A 17,066-nucleotide genomic window follows, 5' to 3' on the forward strand; every position below is an offset into this window, starting at 1 on the left:
TGATAAAGGGATGCCAATGGCATCCCTTTTTGCATCTGCAATCTGCACCTTTACGACTGCTTCAGCCGTAAATCCAGAATTGTTTTACTCGGCTCACCGCCAATTTCGCGGGTCAGTTTCGGCACCATATAGCCCGACACCTTGCTCATCAGCGCTTTCATAATGACGCGCGCTTCATCGTCGCTCACCATGAAATGGGCCGCGCCCTGCACTTTATCCAGCACGTGAATGTAATAGGGCAGAATACCGGCGTCGAACAGCGCATTGCTGAGCGCTGCCAGCACATCAGCAGAGTCATTCACATCACGCAGTAATACGCTTTGATTGAGCAACGTCACACCGTGCTTTTTCAGCTTTGCCATACTGTCGCGTAATGCGTCATCAATTTCGTTGGCGTGATTGATGTGCGTCACCATCAGTACCTGCAAACGCGACTGCTCAAGGCGTTGGCAAAGGGCATCCGTGATGCGGGCAGGGATCACCACCGGTAAACGGGTATGGATGCGCAAACGCTTAATGTGCGCGATACCTTCGAGTTCACCGATGAGCCAGTCGAGCTCTTGATCCTTGGCCATCAGCGGATCGCCACCGGAGAAAATAATTTCATCGAGTTCGGGACGTGTACGGATATAATCCAGCGCCTGAACCCAGTTGGCCTTATTTCCCTGGTTGTCCTGATACGGAAAATGACGGCGGAAACAGTAGCGGCAGTTCACCGCACAGCCGCCTTTCACCAGTAACAGGGCACGATTGTTATACTTGTGCAACAGGCCCGGAACGACGCTGCGTTGTTCATCAAGCGGGTCAGTGGTAAAACCCGGCGCGGCGATGAATTCTTCGCGCGCGGTTAATACCTGAAGCAATAAAGGATCCTGCGGATCGCCCGGCTGCATACGTGCCACAAAGGCGCGGGGCACGCGAAGCGGGAACAAACGACGGGCCTCACGCCCACTTTGCAATTCTGCATTGTCGTTAAGTGCCAGAAGAGTAAGCAGTTCATCGGGGTCAGTGATAACATCGCCGAGTTGATACAACCAATCTTCTCTAAATGGCGTTTTTAGGGTTACAATGTTTGCCATTTTTTGGCTAATACCAGTTTAAAATTAGAGGGCCATCATGGCGACTTATTCTAGCAACGATTTCCGTCCGGGTCTTAAAATCATGTTCGAAAGCGAGCCTTACGCAATCGAAGACAGTGTGTTCGTAAAACCGGGCAAAGGTCAGGCTTTCGCACGCGTTAAAATGCGTCGTCTGCTGACCGGCACACGTGTAGAAAAAACCTTCAAATCTACTGACTCCTGCGAAGGCGCGGACGTTGTAGATACCAACATGACTTACCTGTACAACGACGGTGAGTTCTACCATTTCATGCACCCTGAGACTTTCGAGCAGCACGGCGTTGAAGCAAAAACCGTGTCCGAAGCGTCCAAATGGCTGCAAGACAATGCGGAATGTATCGTGACACTGTGGGACGGTCGTCCTATCGCTGTACAGCCACCAAACTTCATCGAAGCAGAAGTGGTAGAAACCGATCCAGGCCTGAAAGGTGATACTGCGGGTACCGGCGGCAAGCCAGCCACCCTGAGCACCGGCGCTGTGGTTAAAGTTCCATTATTCGTACAGATCGGCGAAATCGTCCGTTGTGACACCCGTTCTGGCGAATACGTTTCCCGCGTTAAATAAGTTTTCGTCACTTATTCCGCTGGATGAAAGCTGCCTCAGGTGAGAGCCTGTCGCAGCTTTACGGCCTCAACCTGTTGAATAGGATTTTGTTTTTCATGTTGAAAAAGATCATGCTTATCGTGGTTTCAGTGACTGTGCTGGCTTCGTTATCCGGCTGCAATACGGTTCACGGTTTTGGTGAAGACATCCAGCATCTGGGTGGAGCGATTTCACGCGCGGGCTGATCCCTTCAGCCTTGTTGTCCCTTTTTTCCAGCTTCCAACTTTCCTAAAAACCTTCCTGATTTCCTGCATTCCTGAAAAGTTAACTACACTTAATGTGTTGTACTTTACATTCTCCTATAGGAAGGAAATTCATATGCTGAAGAAAAGTATCCTCGCCATCTTATCTGTTCTTGTTTTGTCTTCTGCGTTAACCGCCTGCAATACCACGCGCGGCGTCGGTGAAGACGTTTCTGCCGGTGGCCAGGCCATTCAGAAAAGTGCGCAATAATTTGGCGTGAACGTCATTCATGACAAGAAGTAAACTGAAGTCTGCCTGCACATTGATGCAGGCAGTGTTGTTTCTGGAGGGTGGAAAATTTAAGGCTGTTTAACCCAGACGAGTTTGCTGGTATCGAAACCGTACTGTTGCGCGGTTTGCAGCAACTTCTGTTTCACACCGTCGTCCAGCGTAGGGGTACGTGAAAGGATCCACAGATAGCTTTTATCCGGGCCACACACCAGCGCATAGCGATAGTCTTTATCCAGCTCGATGACGTTATAGCCGCCATAGAACGGACCGAAGAAGGACACTTTGAGCGCCGCTCGCGCCGTTGAACCGGTGAAGTAACCTTTACCTTCACTTTCCTGCCATTTATTTTTCTTCGGATTAAATCCGCGGTTAATGACTTTCACACCGCCGTCGCCGCGCAGGCTGTAATTTGCCGTCACGCGCTCAAGCCCGCTTTCAAAGCTGTGATCGAGTCTGGCGACTTCATACCAGGTGCCGAGATAACGGTTGAGTTCGAAATTATTGACGACTTTGACGTCTTTCGGCGGGGTCACGCTGCAAGCGACGGATAACAGTGCCGTGACGATGACACCGAGTTTTGACCAGATACGCATAGTTGTTCCTTCCTTAGGTAATCACCTAAGTGTAGGTAACAATGGAGAAAAAAGAAAAGAGAGCGGGGGAATATATCAGCGACCCGAAAACGGGCCGCTGAAAGGCAAGATCGCGGCGGATCAGAGGCGGATCAATACGATAATCGTGACGATGCTTAAGATCGTCGCCAGACCGTAGAACACCCATTTACCGGCCGAACGTGGATCTTCAGGTCGTGCATGGCGTGATGGATCCGGTGCAAACCGCACCACAATGGCAGAACGATCATCAGCAGCAGGAACAGACGCCCAATCCAACTCTGTGCGAAAGCCAGCACGCGTGGGTAACTCAGTGCATCACCAGGGAAGAATCCCAGCGGCAGCAGAAAGCACACCAGCAAAATCATCACCGGCGCGAAAATCGCGCTCCACATACCACCGGCACCGAACAGCCCCCAAAACACCGGTTCATCTGAACGTTTAGGCAGAGTATTTTTCATTTCGCCTCCTCAAAGAAACAGTGCAATGGCAAGGATCACCAGCGTCACAACCACGGTCACGCCCCAAAAACCGGCAATGATCGGCTCAGGTCCCATCTTCCTGTCTTTCACAATGATGATGGAGGCCTTCGGCGCCAGCTCGAACCAGGTTTTGGTGTGCAACAAGGCGGCAAGCAGGGCAATCAGATTGATTAGCATCACGATCGGATTTTGCAGGAAATTCACAAAACCCTCCCAGCTTTCCGGTCCATGCCGCAGTGAGAACAGACCCGCCAGCAATAACAGGCTGAACCAGACGGCGGGCACCGACGTCCCTTCGCGCAGCATATAGAAACGGTAGAAAGGCAGCCGTTGCCACCAGCTGGCCTTCATTTCACGCACATAGGGTTTGCGTTTACTGGCTGTGCGCTGATTTTGAGTGGTCATATTTTCCTCCCTCATTGCGGTCTCAGCCTCGCTATCATGAAGTCTTTTGAGCTTTCGACTTTGCCCTGCTGGATAGCCGCGGCCGGGTCGACGTGCTTAGGACAGACTTCTGAGCAATAACCGACGAACGTGCAGCTCCAGACGCCGTTCTGGCCGTTAAGCTGCGGCATACGCTGCGCTTTACCCTGGTCACGGTTGTCGAGATTGTAACGATGCGCCAGCGTGATGGCGGCCGGGCCGATGAATTCAGGATTCAGGCCGAACTGCGGACAGGCGGCGTAGCACAGGCCGCAGTTGATACAGCCGGAGAACTGATGGTATTTCTCCATTTGCGCCGGTGTCTGATTGCCCGGCCCCTGATCGACGGTGCGTTGATTACCAATGATGTAAGGCTTAATGGCTTCCAGGCTTTCGATAAAGTGTGTCATATCGACCACCAGGTCGCGTTCCACCGGGAAGTTACCCAGCGCTTCGATCTGCATGCCTTGCGGATACTCGCGCAGGAACGTTTTGCAGGCCAGCTTCGGCACGCGGTTGATCATCATGCCGCAGGAACCGCAAATCGCCATACGGCACGACCAGCGGTAAGAAAGATCTGGCGCCAGATGATCCTTGATATAACCGAGGGCATCGAGAACGGAGGTTGTCTCATCGTAGGGGACGTCATAAACCACCGGATGCGGCGCACTGTCCGTCTCCGGGTTATAACGCATGATTTCAACCTTCAGGCTGTGCGTTTTAGCCACGGGATTGCTCCTTATCTTTTTTATCCTGAGTTTCACCTGCACTACCGTAAACGCGCTTAGCCGGCGGCAGCGTGGTGATTTTCACATCGCCATATTCCAGACGCGGCGCAGAATCAGGCTGATAAAATGCCAGCGTGTGCTTAAGGAAATTGACGTCATCGCGTTCGGTGCAGCCTTCGTCCAGACGCTGATGCGCACCGCGTGATTCACGGCGATTGAATGCGGAATGCGCCATACATTCGGCGACTTCCAGACCGTGACCCAGTTCGATGGTGTAAAGCAGATCGGTGTTGAACACGCTGGAGGTATCGTTGATTTTCACGCGTTTAAAGCGCTCTTTCAGCTCCGCCAGCTTATCGATGGTTTTTTGCATCAGTTCCGTGGTGCGATAAATCCCGCAGCCTTCTTCCATGGCCAGACCCATTTCGTCGCGGATAGCGGCCCAGTTTTCATCACCTTCCTGCTGCATGAGCGCCGACAGGCGGTTTTCAATGTCCTGAACCTGTGCGTCCAGTGCCGCAGGATTGCCGAAATCTGTCACCTGTGCTGCGCGTAATGCGGCCTGTTCACCGGCCATGCGTCCGAAGACCACCAGTTCTGCCAGCGAGTTGGAACCCAGACGGTTAGCACCGTGCAAACCGACCGAAGAACATTCGCCGACGGCAAACAGCCCTTTAATGCGGGTTTCGCACTGCCCGTCGGTTTCGATCCCGCCCATCGTGTAGTGCGCGGTAGGGCGCACCGGGATCGGATCAGTGATCGGATCCACGCCGACGTAGGCTTTCGCCAGTTCGCAGATAAACGGCAGACGTTCGCGTAATTTTTTCTCGCCGAGATGGCGCAGATCCAGGTAGACCACGTCGCCGCGCGGAGTTTCGACAGTGCGTCCGGCGCGCCATTCGTGCCAGAACGCCTGCGAAACCTTGTCGCGCGGGCCGAGTTCCATGTATTTATTTTTCGGTTCGCCGAGCGGCGTTTCCGGCCCCATGCCGTAGTCTTGCAGATAACGGTAGCCGTCTTTGTTCACCAGAATACCGCCTTCACCGCGACAGCCTTCTGTCATCAGGATGCCGGAACCCGGCAGGCCGGTCGGGTGATATTGCACGAATTCCATATCACGCAGCGGAACACCGTGACGGAACGCCATGCCCATCCCATCGCCAGTCACGATACCGCCATTGGTGTTATAGCGGTAGACACGGCCTGCACCGCCGGTCGCCATCACGACGGCGTTAGCGCGGATCTGCACGCGGGTGCCTTCCATCATATTGATGGCGACCACGCCGCGAACCTGACCGTCATCGACCAGAATATCGAGGACGAAATGCTCGTCGAAGCGTTTAATTTGTGGGTATTTCAAAGAGGTCTGGAACAGCGTGTGCAGCATGTGGAAGCCGGTTTTGTCGGCGGCAAACCAGGTGCGTTCGATCTTCATGCCGCCAAAGCGGCGGACGTTGACCGAGCCGTCCTCTTTGCGGCTCCACGGGCAGCCCCAGATTTCCAGCTGAGCCATTTCAGTCGGGCACTGATGAACGAAATGATCTACCACGTCTTGTTCACACAGCCAGTCGCCTCCGGAAACGGTATCCTGGAAGTGAAAATCAAAGCTGTCGTGATCCTGCGTTACAGCAGCAGAACCGCCTTCGGCTGCCACAGTATGGCTGCGCATTGGGTACACTTTCGAAATCAATGCGATGTTCAGGTCAGGATTGGCTTCCGCTGCGGCTATAGCTGCGCGTAAACCCGCCCCACCTGCACCTATAATTGCTATATCGGCGTTAAAGGTTTGCACTGCATTCCTCCACTATCATCATGAAATCGGGTTTGATACACCCGCGAAACACCTTCGGAATCGAAGGTTTAGTGAACCCTGATGACATACAGGCGCTGTCCCAGAGGGTAATATTCTTATTGTTTGTAAGGGAATTATTATACCTAAGTGGTAGAAGTGGTAATTTGATGTGAACGCGCATTTCGGCTTTATCTGCGTCAGGGTTCGCAAAATGAGATATTTGTTTGCCCGTGGGGATGCGGGTAGACTGCATGACTTTTCTGAATTCGGAGTAAATCACCATGAGCGAAACAGCCAGCTGGCAACCCAGCGCTTCTGTCGCCAATCTGCTGAAGCGCGCGGCCATTCTTACTGAAATCCGACGTTTCTTTGGCGATCGCGGCGTGTTGGAAGTTGAAACGCCAGCCATGAGCCAGGCCACGGTGACCGATATTCATCTGGTGCCCTTCGAGACCCGTTTTGTCGGGCCGGGCGCTGCCGATGGCATGACGCTGTATCTGATGACCAGCCCGGAATACCACATGAAACGCCTGCTGGCAGCGGGCAGCGGTCCTATCTATCAGATGGGTCGCAGTTTCCGTAATGAAGAAGCCGGTATCCATCACAATCCTGAATTCACCATGCTCGAGTGGTACCGTCCGCGTTATGACATGTACCGCCTGATGAATGAAGTGGATGATTTACTGCAACAGGTGCTTGATTGTGCCAGCGGCGAAAAGCTTTCATATCAGCAGGCGTTTACTCGTCACCTGAATATCGATCCGCTTTCTGCCGATAAAGCAGAACTGCGCGAAGCAGCGGCAAAACTGGATCTGTCCAATATTGCCGACACCGAAGAAGACCGCGACACGCTGTTACAGCTGCTTTTCACTATGGGCGTTGAGCCGCATATTGGCCGCGATAAACCGGCATTCGTTTACCACTTCCCGGCGTCGCAGGCATCTCTGGCGGAAATCAGCACTGAGGATCATCGCGTGGCTGAACGTTTCGAGGTGTATTACAAAGGCATCGAGCTGGCGAACGGTTTTCGCGAGCTGACCGACAGCCGCGAGCAGCGTCAGCGTTTCGAGCAGGACAACCGCAAACGTGCGGCGCGCGGTCTGCCGCAGCATCCTGTCGATAACAATCTGCTGGCGGCGCTGGAACACGGCATGCCCGAATGTTCAGGTGTGGCGCTGGGCGTTGACCGCCTGATTATGATTGCGCTGAACGCCAACAGCCTGAGCGACGTGCTGGCCTTCCCGGTCACGCGCGCCTGACATCCACAACGCTTTCCTGTTAGCCCCGATTGCTGGTCGGGGCGTCTTTCTGATTCCCCCTTTCTTTCCCGCCTCCTGCCCTTTTATTGTGCAAAAACACTAAAACGGCGCATTCCATGAAACAAAAGTACCCAAATGGCGTAGCGATGATTTTAAAGTTTCAGTGAGCACGGTTTTCTGCAATCCGCTCAAATCGGGCACTGCGCTGTGTTTAAGGCAAATTATTTCGCCGCTGGCCTGCTTTATGCATAACAGGGTTATCACTCATTTTCCCGGAAACCTGTTATGTCAGAATCCAACGAAAAAGAACTGCTTTATGGACTGGAAGAGCGTATTGCGCCGGTACCGGCTTTTTTCACGGCGGTGCAGCATGTACTGGCCAGCGTGGTCGGGATTATTACGCCGCCGCTGATTATCGGTTCGGTGCTCGGGCTTAACGCCTATCTGCCTTATCTCATCAGCATGTCGCTGCTGGCTTCTGGCATCGGGACATTTATTCAGGCGCGCCGGTTTATGTCGGTTGGCGCGGGAATGATTTGCCTGCAGGGCACCAGCTTTGCATTTCTCGGCGTAATCCTATCCGGAGGGATGCTGGTGAAAAGCCGTGGCGGTTCACCTGAAGACATTATGGCGATGATTTTTGGCGTGAACTTTGTTGCCGCGTTTATCCCGCTGCTGGTTAGCCGCTTTATCGGCCAGATGCGCCGGGTATTCACGCCTTTAGTGAGCGGAACGGTGATTGCACTGATCGGTATCAGTCTGATTAAAGTCAGCATCACCGACTGGGCGGGCGGACACGGCGCGGCGAATTTCGGTGCGCCGGCTAATCTCGGTCTGGGGGCGCTGACGTTACTGGTGATCGTCGCCTGTAACCGGATCAACGTACGCTGGGTGCGTCTGGCCTCGATAGTATTGGGCATTATTGTCGGCTGCGTCGCCGCCGCGCTGAGCGGACATCTGCCGCTAAAACCCGTGCAGGGCGACTGGTTTGCGCTGCCGCAACTGTTCCGATTCGGCTTTAAATTTGACTGGATTATCTTCGTGCCGATCGCGCTGGTTTCTTTCATCAGCATTCTGGAAGCCGTCGGCGATCTGACGGCAAACTGCATGCTCTCGCAGCAACCTATTGAAGGTGAGAGTTTCCGCAAACGGCTGAAGGGCGGCATTCTGGCCGACGGTATCAGCTGCATGGTTGCGGCGATGTTCTCCTCCTTCCCGAATACCACCTTCGCGCAGAACAACGGTGTGATTCAGATGACCGGCGTCGCCAGCCGTTTTGTCGGCATGTATATCGGCGGGGTGTTAGTTGTGCTCGGGCTGTTCCCGTTTATCGGCGGCATATTGCAGCAAATCCCCGCGCCGGTACTGGGCGGTGCGACGCTGGTGATGTTTGGCAGCGTGGTGGCAGCAGGTATCCGCATCATGACGCAGTCGCCGGTCGGACGCCGTGAAATGCTGATTATCGCCATCTCCTTCGGTATCGGGCTGGGCATTGAAGCAGTACCGGAAGCGCTGGGACAGTTCCCGCAAATCGTCGGGAATATCTTCGGCCATGCGGTCACCAGCGGCGGCGTGGTCGCCATTTTGCTGAATCTGCTGATGCCCGCCGAGCGCGTCAGCGTGGTGGCCGGGGAAGTTAAAGTTCACTGATTTCGCGCGCGTGCGCCCCTGGATCAGCAGACAGGGCATAACTGAGCTGACTCACTTTTTGAATTTTATTCCGACCAAAAAAGGATGTCAGTTATGTCAATACAACGTACGTGGATCCAGAATCCGCTGGCCGTTTTCACGGCAAATGAGCTGGATGCGCGCGGCGGTATCGTGATCGAAGGCACGAAGATTACTGAAGTATTAGCCGTCGGCCAAAGCCCTTCACAGCCGGTTGATCAGGTTTTTGATGCCACCGACTGTGTGCTGATGCCCGGCCTTATCAATACCCATCATCATTTCTATCAGACGCTGACCCGAGCCTGGGCGCCTGTGGTCAATGTGCCGTTGTTCCCGTGGCTGAAAAAGTTGTATCCGGTCTGGGCGCGTTTGCAGCCGGAAGCGCTCGGGCTGGCCAGCCGCGTGGCGATGGCCGAACTGCTGCTGTCAGGTTGCACCACTACAACGGATCACCATTATCTGTTCCCGCAGGGGATGGAAGAGGCGATCGATGTGCAAGTCGAAGTGGTGCGGGAATTGGGCATGCGCGCTTTACTGACGCGCGGTTCGATGAGCCTTGGCGAGGAGCAGGGCGGTCTGCCGCCGAAACAAACGGTGCAGTCCGGTGAAACTATCCTGCGCGACAGCCAGCGGCTGATTGACCGCTATCATCAGCGCGGCGAAGGTGCGTGGATGCAGATAGCTCTGGCACCTTGTTCACCGTTCTCCGTTACCACCGAAATTATGCGTGAAAGCGCGATGCTGGCGCAGCGCGAAGATGTCCGGTTGCATACGCATTTAGCCGAAACGCTGGACGAAGAGGCGTTCTGCCTGAATATGTTTGGGCTGCGCACGGTGGATTATCTCGACAGCGTCGGCTGGCTGAATGACCGCACATGGCTGGCGCACGGCATCCATTTCAACGCCGATGAAATTACGCGTCTGGGTGCCGCAGGCACCGGTATTTGCCATTGTCCGGTATCGAATATGCGGCTGGCTTCCGGCATGTGTCCGACGCGCGATTTGGAAGCAGCCGGTGTTCCCATCGGCTTGGGTGTAGACGGTTCTGCCTCCAACGACGCGTCGAATATGATGTATGAAGCGCGGCAGGCACTGTATTTGCAACGCCTGCGTTATGGAGCGGAGTATGTTACGCCGGAACGGGTTTTAGGCTGGGCAACGCGCGGTTCAGCGAAGCTGATTGGGCGTGATGATATCGGGCAAATCGCGGTGGGAAAACAGGCGGATCTGGCGCTCTTCCGGCTGGATGAACTGCGTTTTAGCGGCAGCCATGATCCGATTTCCGCGCTGTTATTGTGCGGGGCTGAACGCGCGGACAGGGTGATGGTGGGCGGCAAATGGCGGGTGATTGACGGACAGATCGTGGATATGGATATCAAATCGCTGATTTCTCAGCACCGCAAAGCGGCGGCGGCGCTCATCGCCGAGTTGTAACGCTCAGGGGCAGACATTCTGCCCCTGAGTCTCTTTTATAAATCGCCCGGCGAACGTGAGCTGTTACCGCTACGGCCACTGCCACTGCTGCTGGTAAAGGTCGCGTTATTGCCATTCTGCGCGCGATGCAAAGTTTCCATCCGCACCTGGAACGGTGGGAATGGCAGGGTGATGCCGTGTTCGCGGAATCCGGCCAGAATCAGCTGATGGATTTCGTGGCGTAGCGGCATACGGTGCGCCATTTCAGCGGCGTGCATACGCAGTTCGAAAATCTGAATACCCTGCTGCAAATCCACCAGATAGGCTTCCGGCACTGGCGTGTCCAGTACCAGCGAACAGCGGTGCGCGGCGTTGAGCAGAATTTCAGTCACTTCTTCGCTGTTGGCTTCCGAAGGTGCAGGCACCGTCAGCACCACACGGGTCACGGAATCGGACAGCGACCAGTTGATAAATTGCTCGGTGATAAAGGCCTTATTCGGCACGATGATCTCTTTGCGATCCCAGTCGGCGATGGTAGTGGCGCGGGTGTTGATCTTGGTGATGCTGCCGGTCAGATTACGGATCGTCACGGTATCGCCGATGCGGATCGGTTTTTCGAACAAAATGATCAGGCCGGAAATAAAGTTAGCGAAGATCTCCTGCAAACCAAACCCGAGCCCGACACCCAGCGCAGCGACCAGCCATTGCAGCTTCGCCCATTCGATCCCAATCAGTGAGAAGCCCACCAGGCCGCCAATCAGCAACAGCACGTATTTGGTGATGGTCAGCACGGCGTAACCGGTGCCCGGCGTCAGATCCAGGTGTTGCAGCAGCGCCAGCTCCAGCAGGGCCGGTAAATTGCGCACCAGCTGGGTGGTGATGATCAGCACCAGAATGGCGATCAGCACCGATCCCAGCGTGATCGGCTGCATGCTTTCGACGCCCTGAACGGTGGATGCTACCTGCCAGAGATGAATATTTTCCAGGAATGAGAATGCCGAATGGATTTCAGACCACAGGAAGATCACTGAGATAAGCGCGATAAGCGTCAGCAGCGATCGCACCAGACGCAGTGATTGCGCGGAGATCGCATCCAGATCGACCACCGGTTCTTCGATTTCCACCGTGCCTTCATTGCTGGTATTGGCATGGTGTCCTTCGTCTTCGCCGCGTGCCCGCTGGTTGAGCATTTCTGCACGGCGCTGTTTGGCGCGCTCAAAGGCGATACGGCGTCGCTGGATAAGCATCCAGCGGCGGATAATATGGTAAATCACCAGCAGCACAAACCAGATGGCGACCGACGTCTCCAGACGTGCAAGCAACGCCTGCGACGTGGCGAGGAAGCCCATGAGCGAAGCCAGCGCTGCGACAATCGGTGCACCCAGCAGCATCCACCACAGCGCGTTATTGAGCATGTTCTCGCTGTTACCTTTCTTATCGAGGTACAGCGGAATGCCCGCGCGTTTCAGGCTGTGCGTCACCAGCGCGACGACCAGACACAAAATCACAAAGCACAGGCGGCCAAGGGTATTGGAGAATTCGCGATCGTTGAGATTATCAAAAGTAATCAGCGCCATAATCAGCGGCACAATCACCCAGATGGAGAGCGCGTAATAGCGCAGTGCGCGGGACACGGCGCGTTGCGGCCAGCCAAAGTGGGTGACAAACAACCCTTGCGGATGCGCCAGCGCCGCGCTGACCATAAATGCCCACAAGATCGGCAGCGTCGCGGTCACACCGTCGCCAATCGCCACGGCAATCGGATACGGCCATGCGCTTTGCAACCCGAAGCCCAGCGCCGCCCACAGCACCGGCAGCGGCATCGCCACCAGTATCGACCAGAACACGGTGCGCATCGTCAGCGAGAAATGATCCTGCGTAACTTTGCCCACCTTGCTGCTGGCGCGTGCCAGAAATGCGTAGTAGTGCTTGCGTGAACTGATGCTGATGATCACCAGAATCAGTGCGCCAAACAGCGGCAACAGAGTTTCTTTACTTGTGATCATCATCATTCCCGCGCCGCCCAGCTGGCTCAGCGAATCCAGAGACAGCAAGCGTTTCAGGTCATGCGCCAGCATCATCGGATAAGAAAGGCCGACCGGGCTGACGTCGGCAACCCAGAACAGGTAACGGTGCGCGGCTTCATGAACGTCATTCAGCGCTTCCACCAGTTGGCTGTTGGCCACTTTCAGCTTGGTCAATTCGAGAATTTGCGTGTCACAGCCGGAAAGCAGCGAATTGAGCAAATCGCGCTGCGTGCGCAGTTGTGCGTCGAGAATTTTTTGCTGCGCGGGGGTCAGCGGTTTGCCATCGTCCTGGCGCCCCTGACGGTAAACCGCCTGTTTATCGAGTAAATCTTCATAGTGCAGACGCTGAACGCGCAACTGGCCCATATCGCGGTCAAGCTGTTGCGGTTTCGGCATATCCGGCAGGCGTGAAACCTGCGCCCGCAGCGTTTCGCCTAGCAGATTGGACGCACCGAGCCACTGTGCCTGTTCACGAATGGTGTTGATCGCCTGACGGACCTGCTGCGTTTGCGCGGCTGCCTGACGTTGCTGAGAGGAAATCAGATCCATCCGTTGAGCCTGCTGGTTCAGCGCCAGTGAAAGTTCGCGGTTGGACTGCAATTGCTGGCTGATGGAATGGGGAAGTTCGCCACTCTGTTCTGCCAGCAGCTCGGTTTTTTCCAGCGCCTGTTCGGCTTCACGCTGACGCTGATTATTGAGCGTATTGCGCAAGGCTTGCAGCTGCTGATCCAGATAATCTGCACGCTTTTTGTAAAGATCGGCGCGCATCCGCGACAGTTCCTGCCGGTTATTCGACGAGAGCTGAGCCAGTTCAAGTTCATCAACTTTTGCTTTACGCGCCGCAGATTCCGCCTGTAAAGCGCTAAGCTGAGCCTGTGCCAGAATAGAAGACGTGGCCGCTGCCGTGGCCGCCTGAATACGCTGATCGATATCGCCCAGCGCATTGCGGGCTTCGGATTGCTGCTGCGGGATCTGACTGAGGGAATCACTGATATCGCGTGAGCGATCCTGCTCCTGACGCAGCTGACGGGTTTCTTCAAGCTGCTGACTGCTGATTTGCAGAATTTGCTGATCGAGTTCGGCACTGGATAAATCGGTGCTGACCGCAGGCGGCTTTTCGGGCTGATTTTGCAATTCCTGACGCAGGGACTGCGTCAGTTTCGGGAAGTCATCGATCACCTTTTGATATTCCGCCGTGCGCCCGGCAGACACTTTGGCCTCGTTCAGCCAGTTGAGGGCACTTTGCAATGCCTCAACCACCTGCGCCTGATTGGCCATTTCTTTGTTGGCTTCCGCCTGTTTCAGTTCCTGTTTAAGCTGATCTTCAGTCGGCGCTGCGCCTGCCATGAGCGGCAAAGACAGCAGTAAACTCATCAGCAAGGCGGGGATCAGGCGCACTCGTCACTTCCTTTTTTTCAGTTCTTTCTGACAGTCAGTTCAGACGAAATCAGTCGTCGTTGGTTCTTGCGGGGCAGCCGCTGGCGCACGCAGGGCTTCGGCAAAGGGTTCGCCCATGCGGGTAACCGTGCCGTTGTTCAGCTGAGGCATAAAGCGAACCTGACCGGCGGCAAACAGGTTAATCACCGTTGAACCGAGTTTGAAGCGCCCCATCTCCTGGCCTTTTTCCAGCGCGATCGCGCCTTCTTCACCGGCGGCAGGATAGGTCCAGCGTTTAATGATGCCTTCACGTGGCGGCGTAACGCAGCCAGCCCATACGGTTTCGATGCTGCCGACAATCGTGGCGCCAACCAGAATCTGCACCATCGGGCCAAATTCAGTATCAAATACGCTGATGACACGCTCATTACGGGCGAAAAGATTCGGCACGTTGGCGGCAGTCAGCGGGTTTACCGAGAACAAATCGCCCGGTACATAAATCATTTCACGCAGTACGCCGTCGCACGGCATATGCACGCGGTGATAATCGCGAGGTGCCAGATAAATGGTGGCGAACTGGCCGTCTTTGAACTGCTCAGCCAGCTGATAATTCCCTGCCAGCAACGCTTCGAGGCTGTAGAAATGGCCTTTTGCCTGGAACAGTTTGCCGTCGGTGATAGCCCCTAACTGGCTGACTGCGCCATCGGCGGGCAGGCAAAGCATGTCCAGGCCGCTGACGACAGGACGTGCGCCATCGCGCAGCGGGCGAACGAAGAATTCATTGAACGTGGCGTAAGACTTGATATCCGGGTTTTGTGCTTCTTTCATGTCCACGCTGTAAAAGCGTGCAAAGGCTTTGATCACCCAATGCGTCAGCGTGGCGGCACGTTTTTCCGCGCCCCAGCCTGCCAGACGGGTCAGACCTTGTTTAGGAAGTAAGTATTGAAGTTTGATTTTGATACTGTCCAGCACGGGGAAAACCTCTTGGATGGTATGAATGACCGGCTTGACCGGCCATTTCTGCAGGAGACCGTCAATCATCTGGACGGTCACACATCGTGTTATGGCGGAGGAGCGTTTTTACTGGCGCTGATTGTAACGGTGAGAAATCAACGGTTCAACGTCCGTTAACTTCCCCCGCTTATCATTAACCTGTTAGCTCAATGAGTTAACGTCAAAGTGCGTCGAAGTTTTTACGCGTTTTTACGTCTTCCATACTTTCGAGAATGCGATGGTAGTTGTCGAAACGCTCTTCGGCGATGTCGCCACGGTCTACGGCATCACGGATAGCACAACCCGGATCGCTGCCATGTTTGCAGTCGCGGAATTTGCAGTACCCGAGGAAAGGACGGAATTCGACGAAGCCCTGAGTAATTTGCTCTGGTGCGAGATGCCACAAACCAAATTCGCGGACTCCCGGTGAGTCGATGACGTCGCCGCCGCGCTGGAAGTGGTAAAGACGCGCTGCCGTGGTGGTGTGCTGGCCCAAACCAGAGTTGTCAGAGACTTCATTGACCACGATCTGTTTTTCTTCCGGCGGCAGCAGGGCATTGAGCAGGCTGGATTTGCCCACGCCTGACTGTCCGGCGAAAATACTGATGCGATCCGTCAATGCGGTTTCAAACGCGGGCATGCCTTCGCCGGTCTGGCTGGAGACTTCCAGCACGCGATAATTGATGCGGCGGTAAATAGCCATCATACCTTCGACGAATTTGCGGCCATCGTCGTCGAGCAGGTCAATCTTGTTGAGCACAATCAGCGGCTCAACTTCAACGGTTTCGCAGGCCACCAGATAGCGGTCGATAATGTTCAGCGACAGCTCTGGCAAGATTGCGGAGACAATAACGATCTGGTCAATGTTGGCGGCGATAGGTTTCACGCCGTCATAGAAATCAGGTCGGGTCAGGACGGAGGTGCGCTCGTGTACCGCTTCAACGATACCTTTTACGCTGGCGTTCTCGCCGGCGCGCCATACGACGCGGTCGCCGGTGACCAGAGAACGGATGGTACGGCGGATATTGCAACGGTGCTGGCTGCCGTCGGCCGCTTCAACGTCCGCATGCATCCCAAAACGGCTGATGACGATGCCGTCCTGCGGTTCGCCATGCAGAGAATCGTCCAGCTCTTTCCGTTTGTCGGTCTGTGTCAGACGACGCTGGTGGTTGGTCTGAACGCGACGTTGTTGCCCTTTAGACAGTTTTGACTTAGTCACTGCGCCTCACTTGACTGGCTTTAATCGCTCGGTGCGACCAAAACGTCTATGATACCAGCTATATCTCTTTCTTTGTAATAGGACACATCATGGCTGCAAATGACTCGAATTTAATTTGGATCGACCTGGAAATGACCGGTCTGGATCCTGAACGTGACCGCATCATTGAGATCGCCACGCTGGTGACTGACGCGCACCTGAATATTCTGGCCGAAGGCCCGACCATCGCCGTACATCAGTCTGACGCGCAGCTGGCGCTGATGGATGACTGGAATGTGCGCACCCACACCGGCAGCGGTCTGGTTGAGCGCGTGAAAGCCAGCCCGTTTGACGACAATGCGGCGCAGCAACAAACCATCGAGTTCCTGCGCGAGTGGGTGCCTGAAGGTAAATCGCCAATCTGTGGTAACAGCGTCGGGCAGGATCGCCGCTTCCTGTTTAAGTACATGCCGGAGCTGGAAACCTATTTCCACTATCGCTATCTGGACGTCAGTACGCTGAAAGAGCTGGTACGTCGCTGGAAACCCGAAGTGCTTAGCGGCTTTAAGAAAGAAAATACCCATAAGGCAATGGACGATATCCGTGAGTCCGTGGCTGAACTGGCCTATTACCGCGAGCATTTCATCCAGTTGTGATATCTCTAATCCTGCAAGCCGGATGATTTTAGGTATTTATTTTAAAAATCCTGATGAAAGCATGCAGGACACAAAATCACCGCGTTTAGCCGATTAAATCACCGCCTTGATGGTTTAATCGGCACTTGAACGAAAATATCATTTTTTTGCTTTCAGGGGGTTGCGGCTAAAAGGATTTCTCGTATAATGCGCACCCCGTACCGATGAAGAATTTCGTTGAGTGCGCAGAGCGGGAATAGCTCA

15 protein-coding genes and 1 pseudogene are annotated in these 17,066 nt (G+C 54.7%); 7 read left to right on the forward strand and 9 right to left on the reverse strand.

Annotated elements, in window-relative coordinates:
* Nucleotides 1-50 precede the first annotated feature (50 nt).
* Nucleotides 51-1,079 carry an EF-P beta-lysylation protein EpmB gene (epmB, locus tag TU92_RS14665; protein WP_112167959.1) on the reverse strand — a complete coding sequence of 343 codons (1,029 nt, stop codon included), beginning with the start codon at nt 1,077-1,079 and terminating at the stop codon, nt 51-53.
* 37 nt (nt 1,080-1,116) lie between these two features.
* Here epmB and efp point away from each other — a divergent pair, with 37 nt between their 5' ends.
* The 3 genes from efp (at nt 1,117) to TU92_RS14680 (ending at nt 2,175) form a co-directional block, all read left to right on the forward strand.
* On the forward strand, nt 1,117-1,683 hold the full coding sequence (efp, locus tag TU92_RS14670; protein ID WP_112167960.1) for an elongation factor P: 567 nt from the start codon (nt 1,117-1,119) through the stop codon (nt 1,681-1,683).
* A 95-nt stretch (nt 1,684-1,778) separates the two neighbouring features.
* On the forward strand, nt 1,779-1,907 hold the full coding sequence (locus tag TU92_RS14675) for an entericidin A/B family lipoprotein (RefSeq protein WP_112167976.1): 129 nt from the start codon (nt 1,779-1,781) through the stop codon (nt 1,905-1,907).
* 133 nt (nt 1,908-2,040) lie between these two features.
* Entirely contained in the window at nt 2,041-2,175 is a 135-nt protein-coding gene (locus TU92_RS14680; RefSeq protein ID WP_014333643.1) for an entericidin A/B family lipoprotein, read from the forward strand.
* Nucleotides 2,176-2,264: 89 nt separating this feature from the next.
* On the opposite strand, the gene blc is transcribed toward TU92_RS14680, so the two are convergent.
* The 5 genes and pseudogenes from blc to frdA form a co-directional block, all read right to left on the reverse strand.
* Nucleotides 2,265-2,789 carry an outer membrane lipoprotein Blc gene (gene blc, locus TU92_RS14685; protein WP_112167961.1) on the reverse strand — a complete coding sequence of 175 codons (525 nt, stop codon included), beginning with the start codon at nt 2,787-2,789 and terminating at the stop codon, nt 2,265-2,267.
* A 120-nt stretch (nt 2,790-2,909) separates the two neighbouring features.
* Nucleotides 2,910-3,268, reverse strand: a pseudogene (gene frdD / locus TU92_RS14690) (fumarate reductase subunit FrdD).
* Between the two features lie 9 nt (nt 3,269-3,277).
* Nucleotides 3,278-3,694, reverse strand: coding sequence for a fumarate reductase subunit FrdC (gene frdC / locus TU92_RS14695; RefSeq protein ID WP_112167962.1), 417 nt, complete (start codon nt 3,692-3,694; stop codon nt 3,278-3,280).
* 11 nt (nt 3,695-3,705) lie between these two features.
* Nucleotides 3,706-4,440, reverse strand: coding sequence for a succinate dehydrogenase/fumarate reductase iron-sulfur subunit (locus TU92_RS14700; RefSeq protein ID WP_112167963.1), 735 nt, complete (start codon nt 4,438-4,440; stop codon nt 3,706-3,708).
* The gene (gene frdA / locus TU92_RS14705; RefSeq protein WP_112167964.1) at nt 4,433-6,232 is read right to left on the reverse strand and encodes a fumarate reductase (quinol) flavoprotein subunit; all 1,800 of its coding nucleotides are present in this window, start codon (nt 6,230-6,232) and stop codon (nt 4,433-4,435) included. Before frdA ends, TU92_RS14700 begins: the two co-directional genes overlap by 8 nt.
* 281 nt (nt 6,233-6,513) lie before the next feature.
* Between frdA and epmA the strand changes: the two genes are divergently transcribed.
* From epmA to TU92_RS14725, 3 genes are all read left to right on the forward strand, one after another.
* On the forward strand, nt 6,514-7,491 hold the full coding sequence (epmA, locus tag TU92_RS14715) for an elongation factor P--(R)-beta-lysine ligase (RefSeq protein WP_112167966.1): 978 nt from the start codon (nt 6,514-6,516) through the stop codon (nt 7,489-7,491).
* Nucleotides 7,492-7,776: 285 nt separating this feature from the next.
* Nucleotides 7,777-9,141: a nucleobase:cation symporter-2 family protein gene (locus TU92_RS14720; protein ID WP_112167967.1), complete on the forward strand. Its 1,365-nt coding sequence runs from the start codon at nt 7,777-7,779 to the stop codon at nt 9,139-9,141.
* Nucleotides 9,142-9,234: 93 nt separating this feature from the next.
* Nucleotides 9,235-10,593 carry an 8-oxoguanine deaminase gene (locus tag TU92_RS14725; protein WP_112167968.1) on the forward strand — a complete coding sequence of 453 codons (1,359 nt, stop codon included), beginning with the start codon at nt 9,235-9,237 and terminating at the stop codon, nt 10,591-10,593.
* 35 nt (nt 10,594-10,628) lie between these two features.
* Here TU92_RS14725 and mscM read toward each other — a convergent pair whose 3' ends face one another.
* From mscM to rsgA, 3 genes are all read right to left on the reverse strand, one after another.
* Nucleotides 10,629-13,997, reverse strand: coding sequence for a miniconductance mechanosensitive channel MscM (gene mscM, locus TU92_RS14730; RefSeq protein WP_112167969.1), 3,369 nt, complete (start codon nt 13,995-13,997; stop codon nt 10,629-10,631).
* A 39-nt stretch (nt 13,998-14,036) separates the two neighbouring features.
* Nucleotides 14,037-14,948 carry an archaetidylserine decarboxylase gene (gene asd, locus TU92_RS14735; RefSeq protein ID WP_112167977.1) on the reverse strand — a complete coding sequence of 304 codons (912 nt, stop codon included), beginning with the start codon at nt 14,946-14,948 and terminating at the stop codon, nt 14,037-14,039.
* A 202-nt stretch (nt 14,949-15,150) separates the two neighbouring features.
* Nucleotides 15,151-16,188 carry a small ribosomal subunit biogenesis GTPase RsgA gene (gene rsgA / locus TU92_RS14740; protein WP_112167970.1) on the reverse strand — a complete coding sequence of 346 codons (1,038 nt, stop codon included), beginning with the start codon at nt 16,186-16,188 and terminating at the stop codon, nt 15,151-15,153.
* An 89-nt stretch (nt 16,189-16,277) separates the two neighbouring features.
* Here rsgA and orn point away from each other — a divergent pair, with 89 nt between their 5' ends.
* Nucleotides 16,278-16,823 (forward strand): oligoribonuclease, encoded by a 546-nt coding sequence (gene orn / locus TU92_RS14745; protein ID WP_112167971.1) that lies wholly within the window; start codon nt 16,278-16,280, stop codon nt 16,821-16,823.
* Nucleotides 16,824-17,066 lie beyond the last annotated feature (243 nt).

The sequence above is a fragment of the Rahnella inusitata genome, from assembly GCF_003263515.1.
In the GTDB taxonomy this organism is placed as follows: Bacteria; Pseudomonadota; Gammaproteobacteria; order Enterobacterales; family Enterobacteriaceae; genus Rahnella; species Rahnella inusitata.

Bases quoted from the DNA above. Each gene is read 5' to 3' on its own strand.
- TU92_RS14725 (WP_112167968.1), top strand. From the start codon at position 9,235: ATGTCAATACAACGTACGTGGATCCAGAATCCGCTGGCCGTTTTCACG.
- efp (WP_112167960.1), top strand. From the start codon at position 1,117: ATGGCGACTTATTCTAGCAACGATTTCCGTCCGGGTCTTAAAATCATG.
- TU92_RS14680 (WP_014333643.1), top strand. From the start codon at position 2,041: ATGCTGAAGAAAAGTATCCTCGCCATCTTATCTGTTCTTGTTTTGTCT.
- blc (WP_112167961.1), bottom strand. From the start codon at position 2,789: ATGCGTATCTGGTCAAAACTCGGTGTCATCGTCACGGCACTGTTATCC.
- TU92_RS14720 (WP_112167967.1), top strand. From the start codon at position 7,777: ATGTCAGAATCCAACGAAAAAGAACTGCTTTATGGACTGGAAGAGCGT.
- TU92_RS14675 (WP_112167976.1), top strand. From the start codon at position 1,779: ATGTTGAAAAAGATCATGCTTATCGTGGTTTCAGTGACTGTGCTGGCT.
- epmA (WP_112167966.1), top strand. From the start codon at position 6,514: ATGAGCGAAACAGCCAGCTGGCAACCCAGCGCTTCTGTCGCCAATCTG.
- epmB (WP_112167959.1), bottom strand. From the start codon at position 1,079: ATGGCAAACATTGTAACCCTAAAAACGCCATTTAGAGAAGATTGGTTG.
- frdC (WP_112167962.1), bottom strand. From the start codon at position 3,694: ATGACCACTCAAAATCAGCGCACAGCCAGTAAACGCAAACCCTATGTG.
- orn (WP_112167971.1), top strand. From the start codon at position 16,278: ATGGCTGCAAATGACTCGAATTTAATTTGGATCGACCTGGAAATGACC.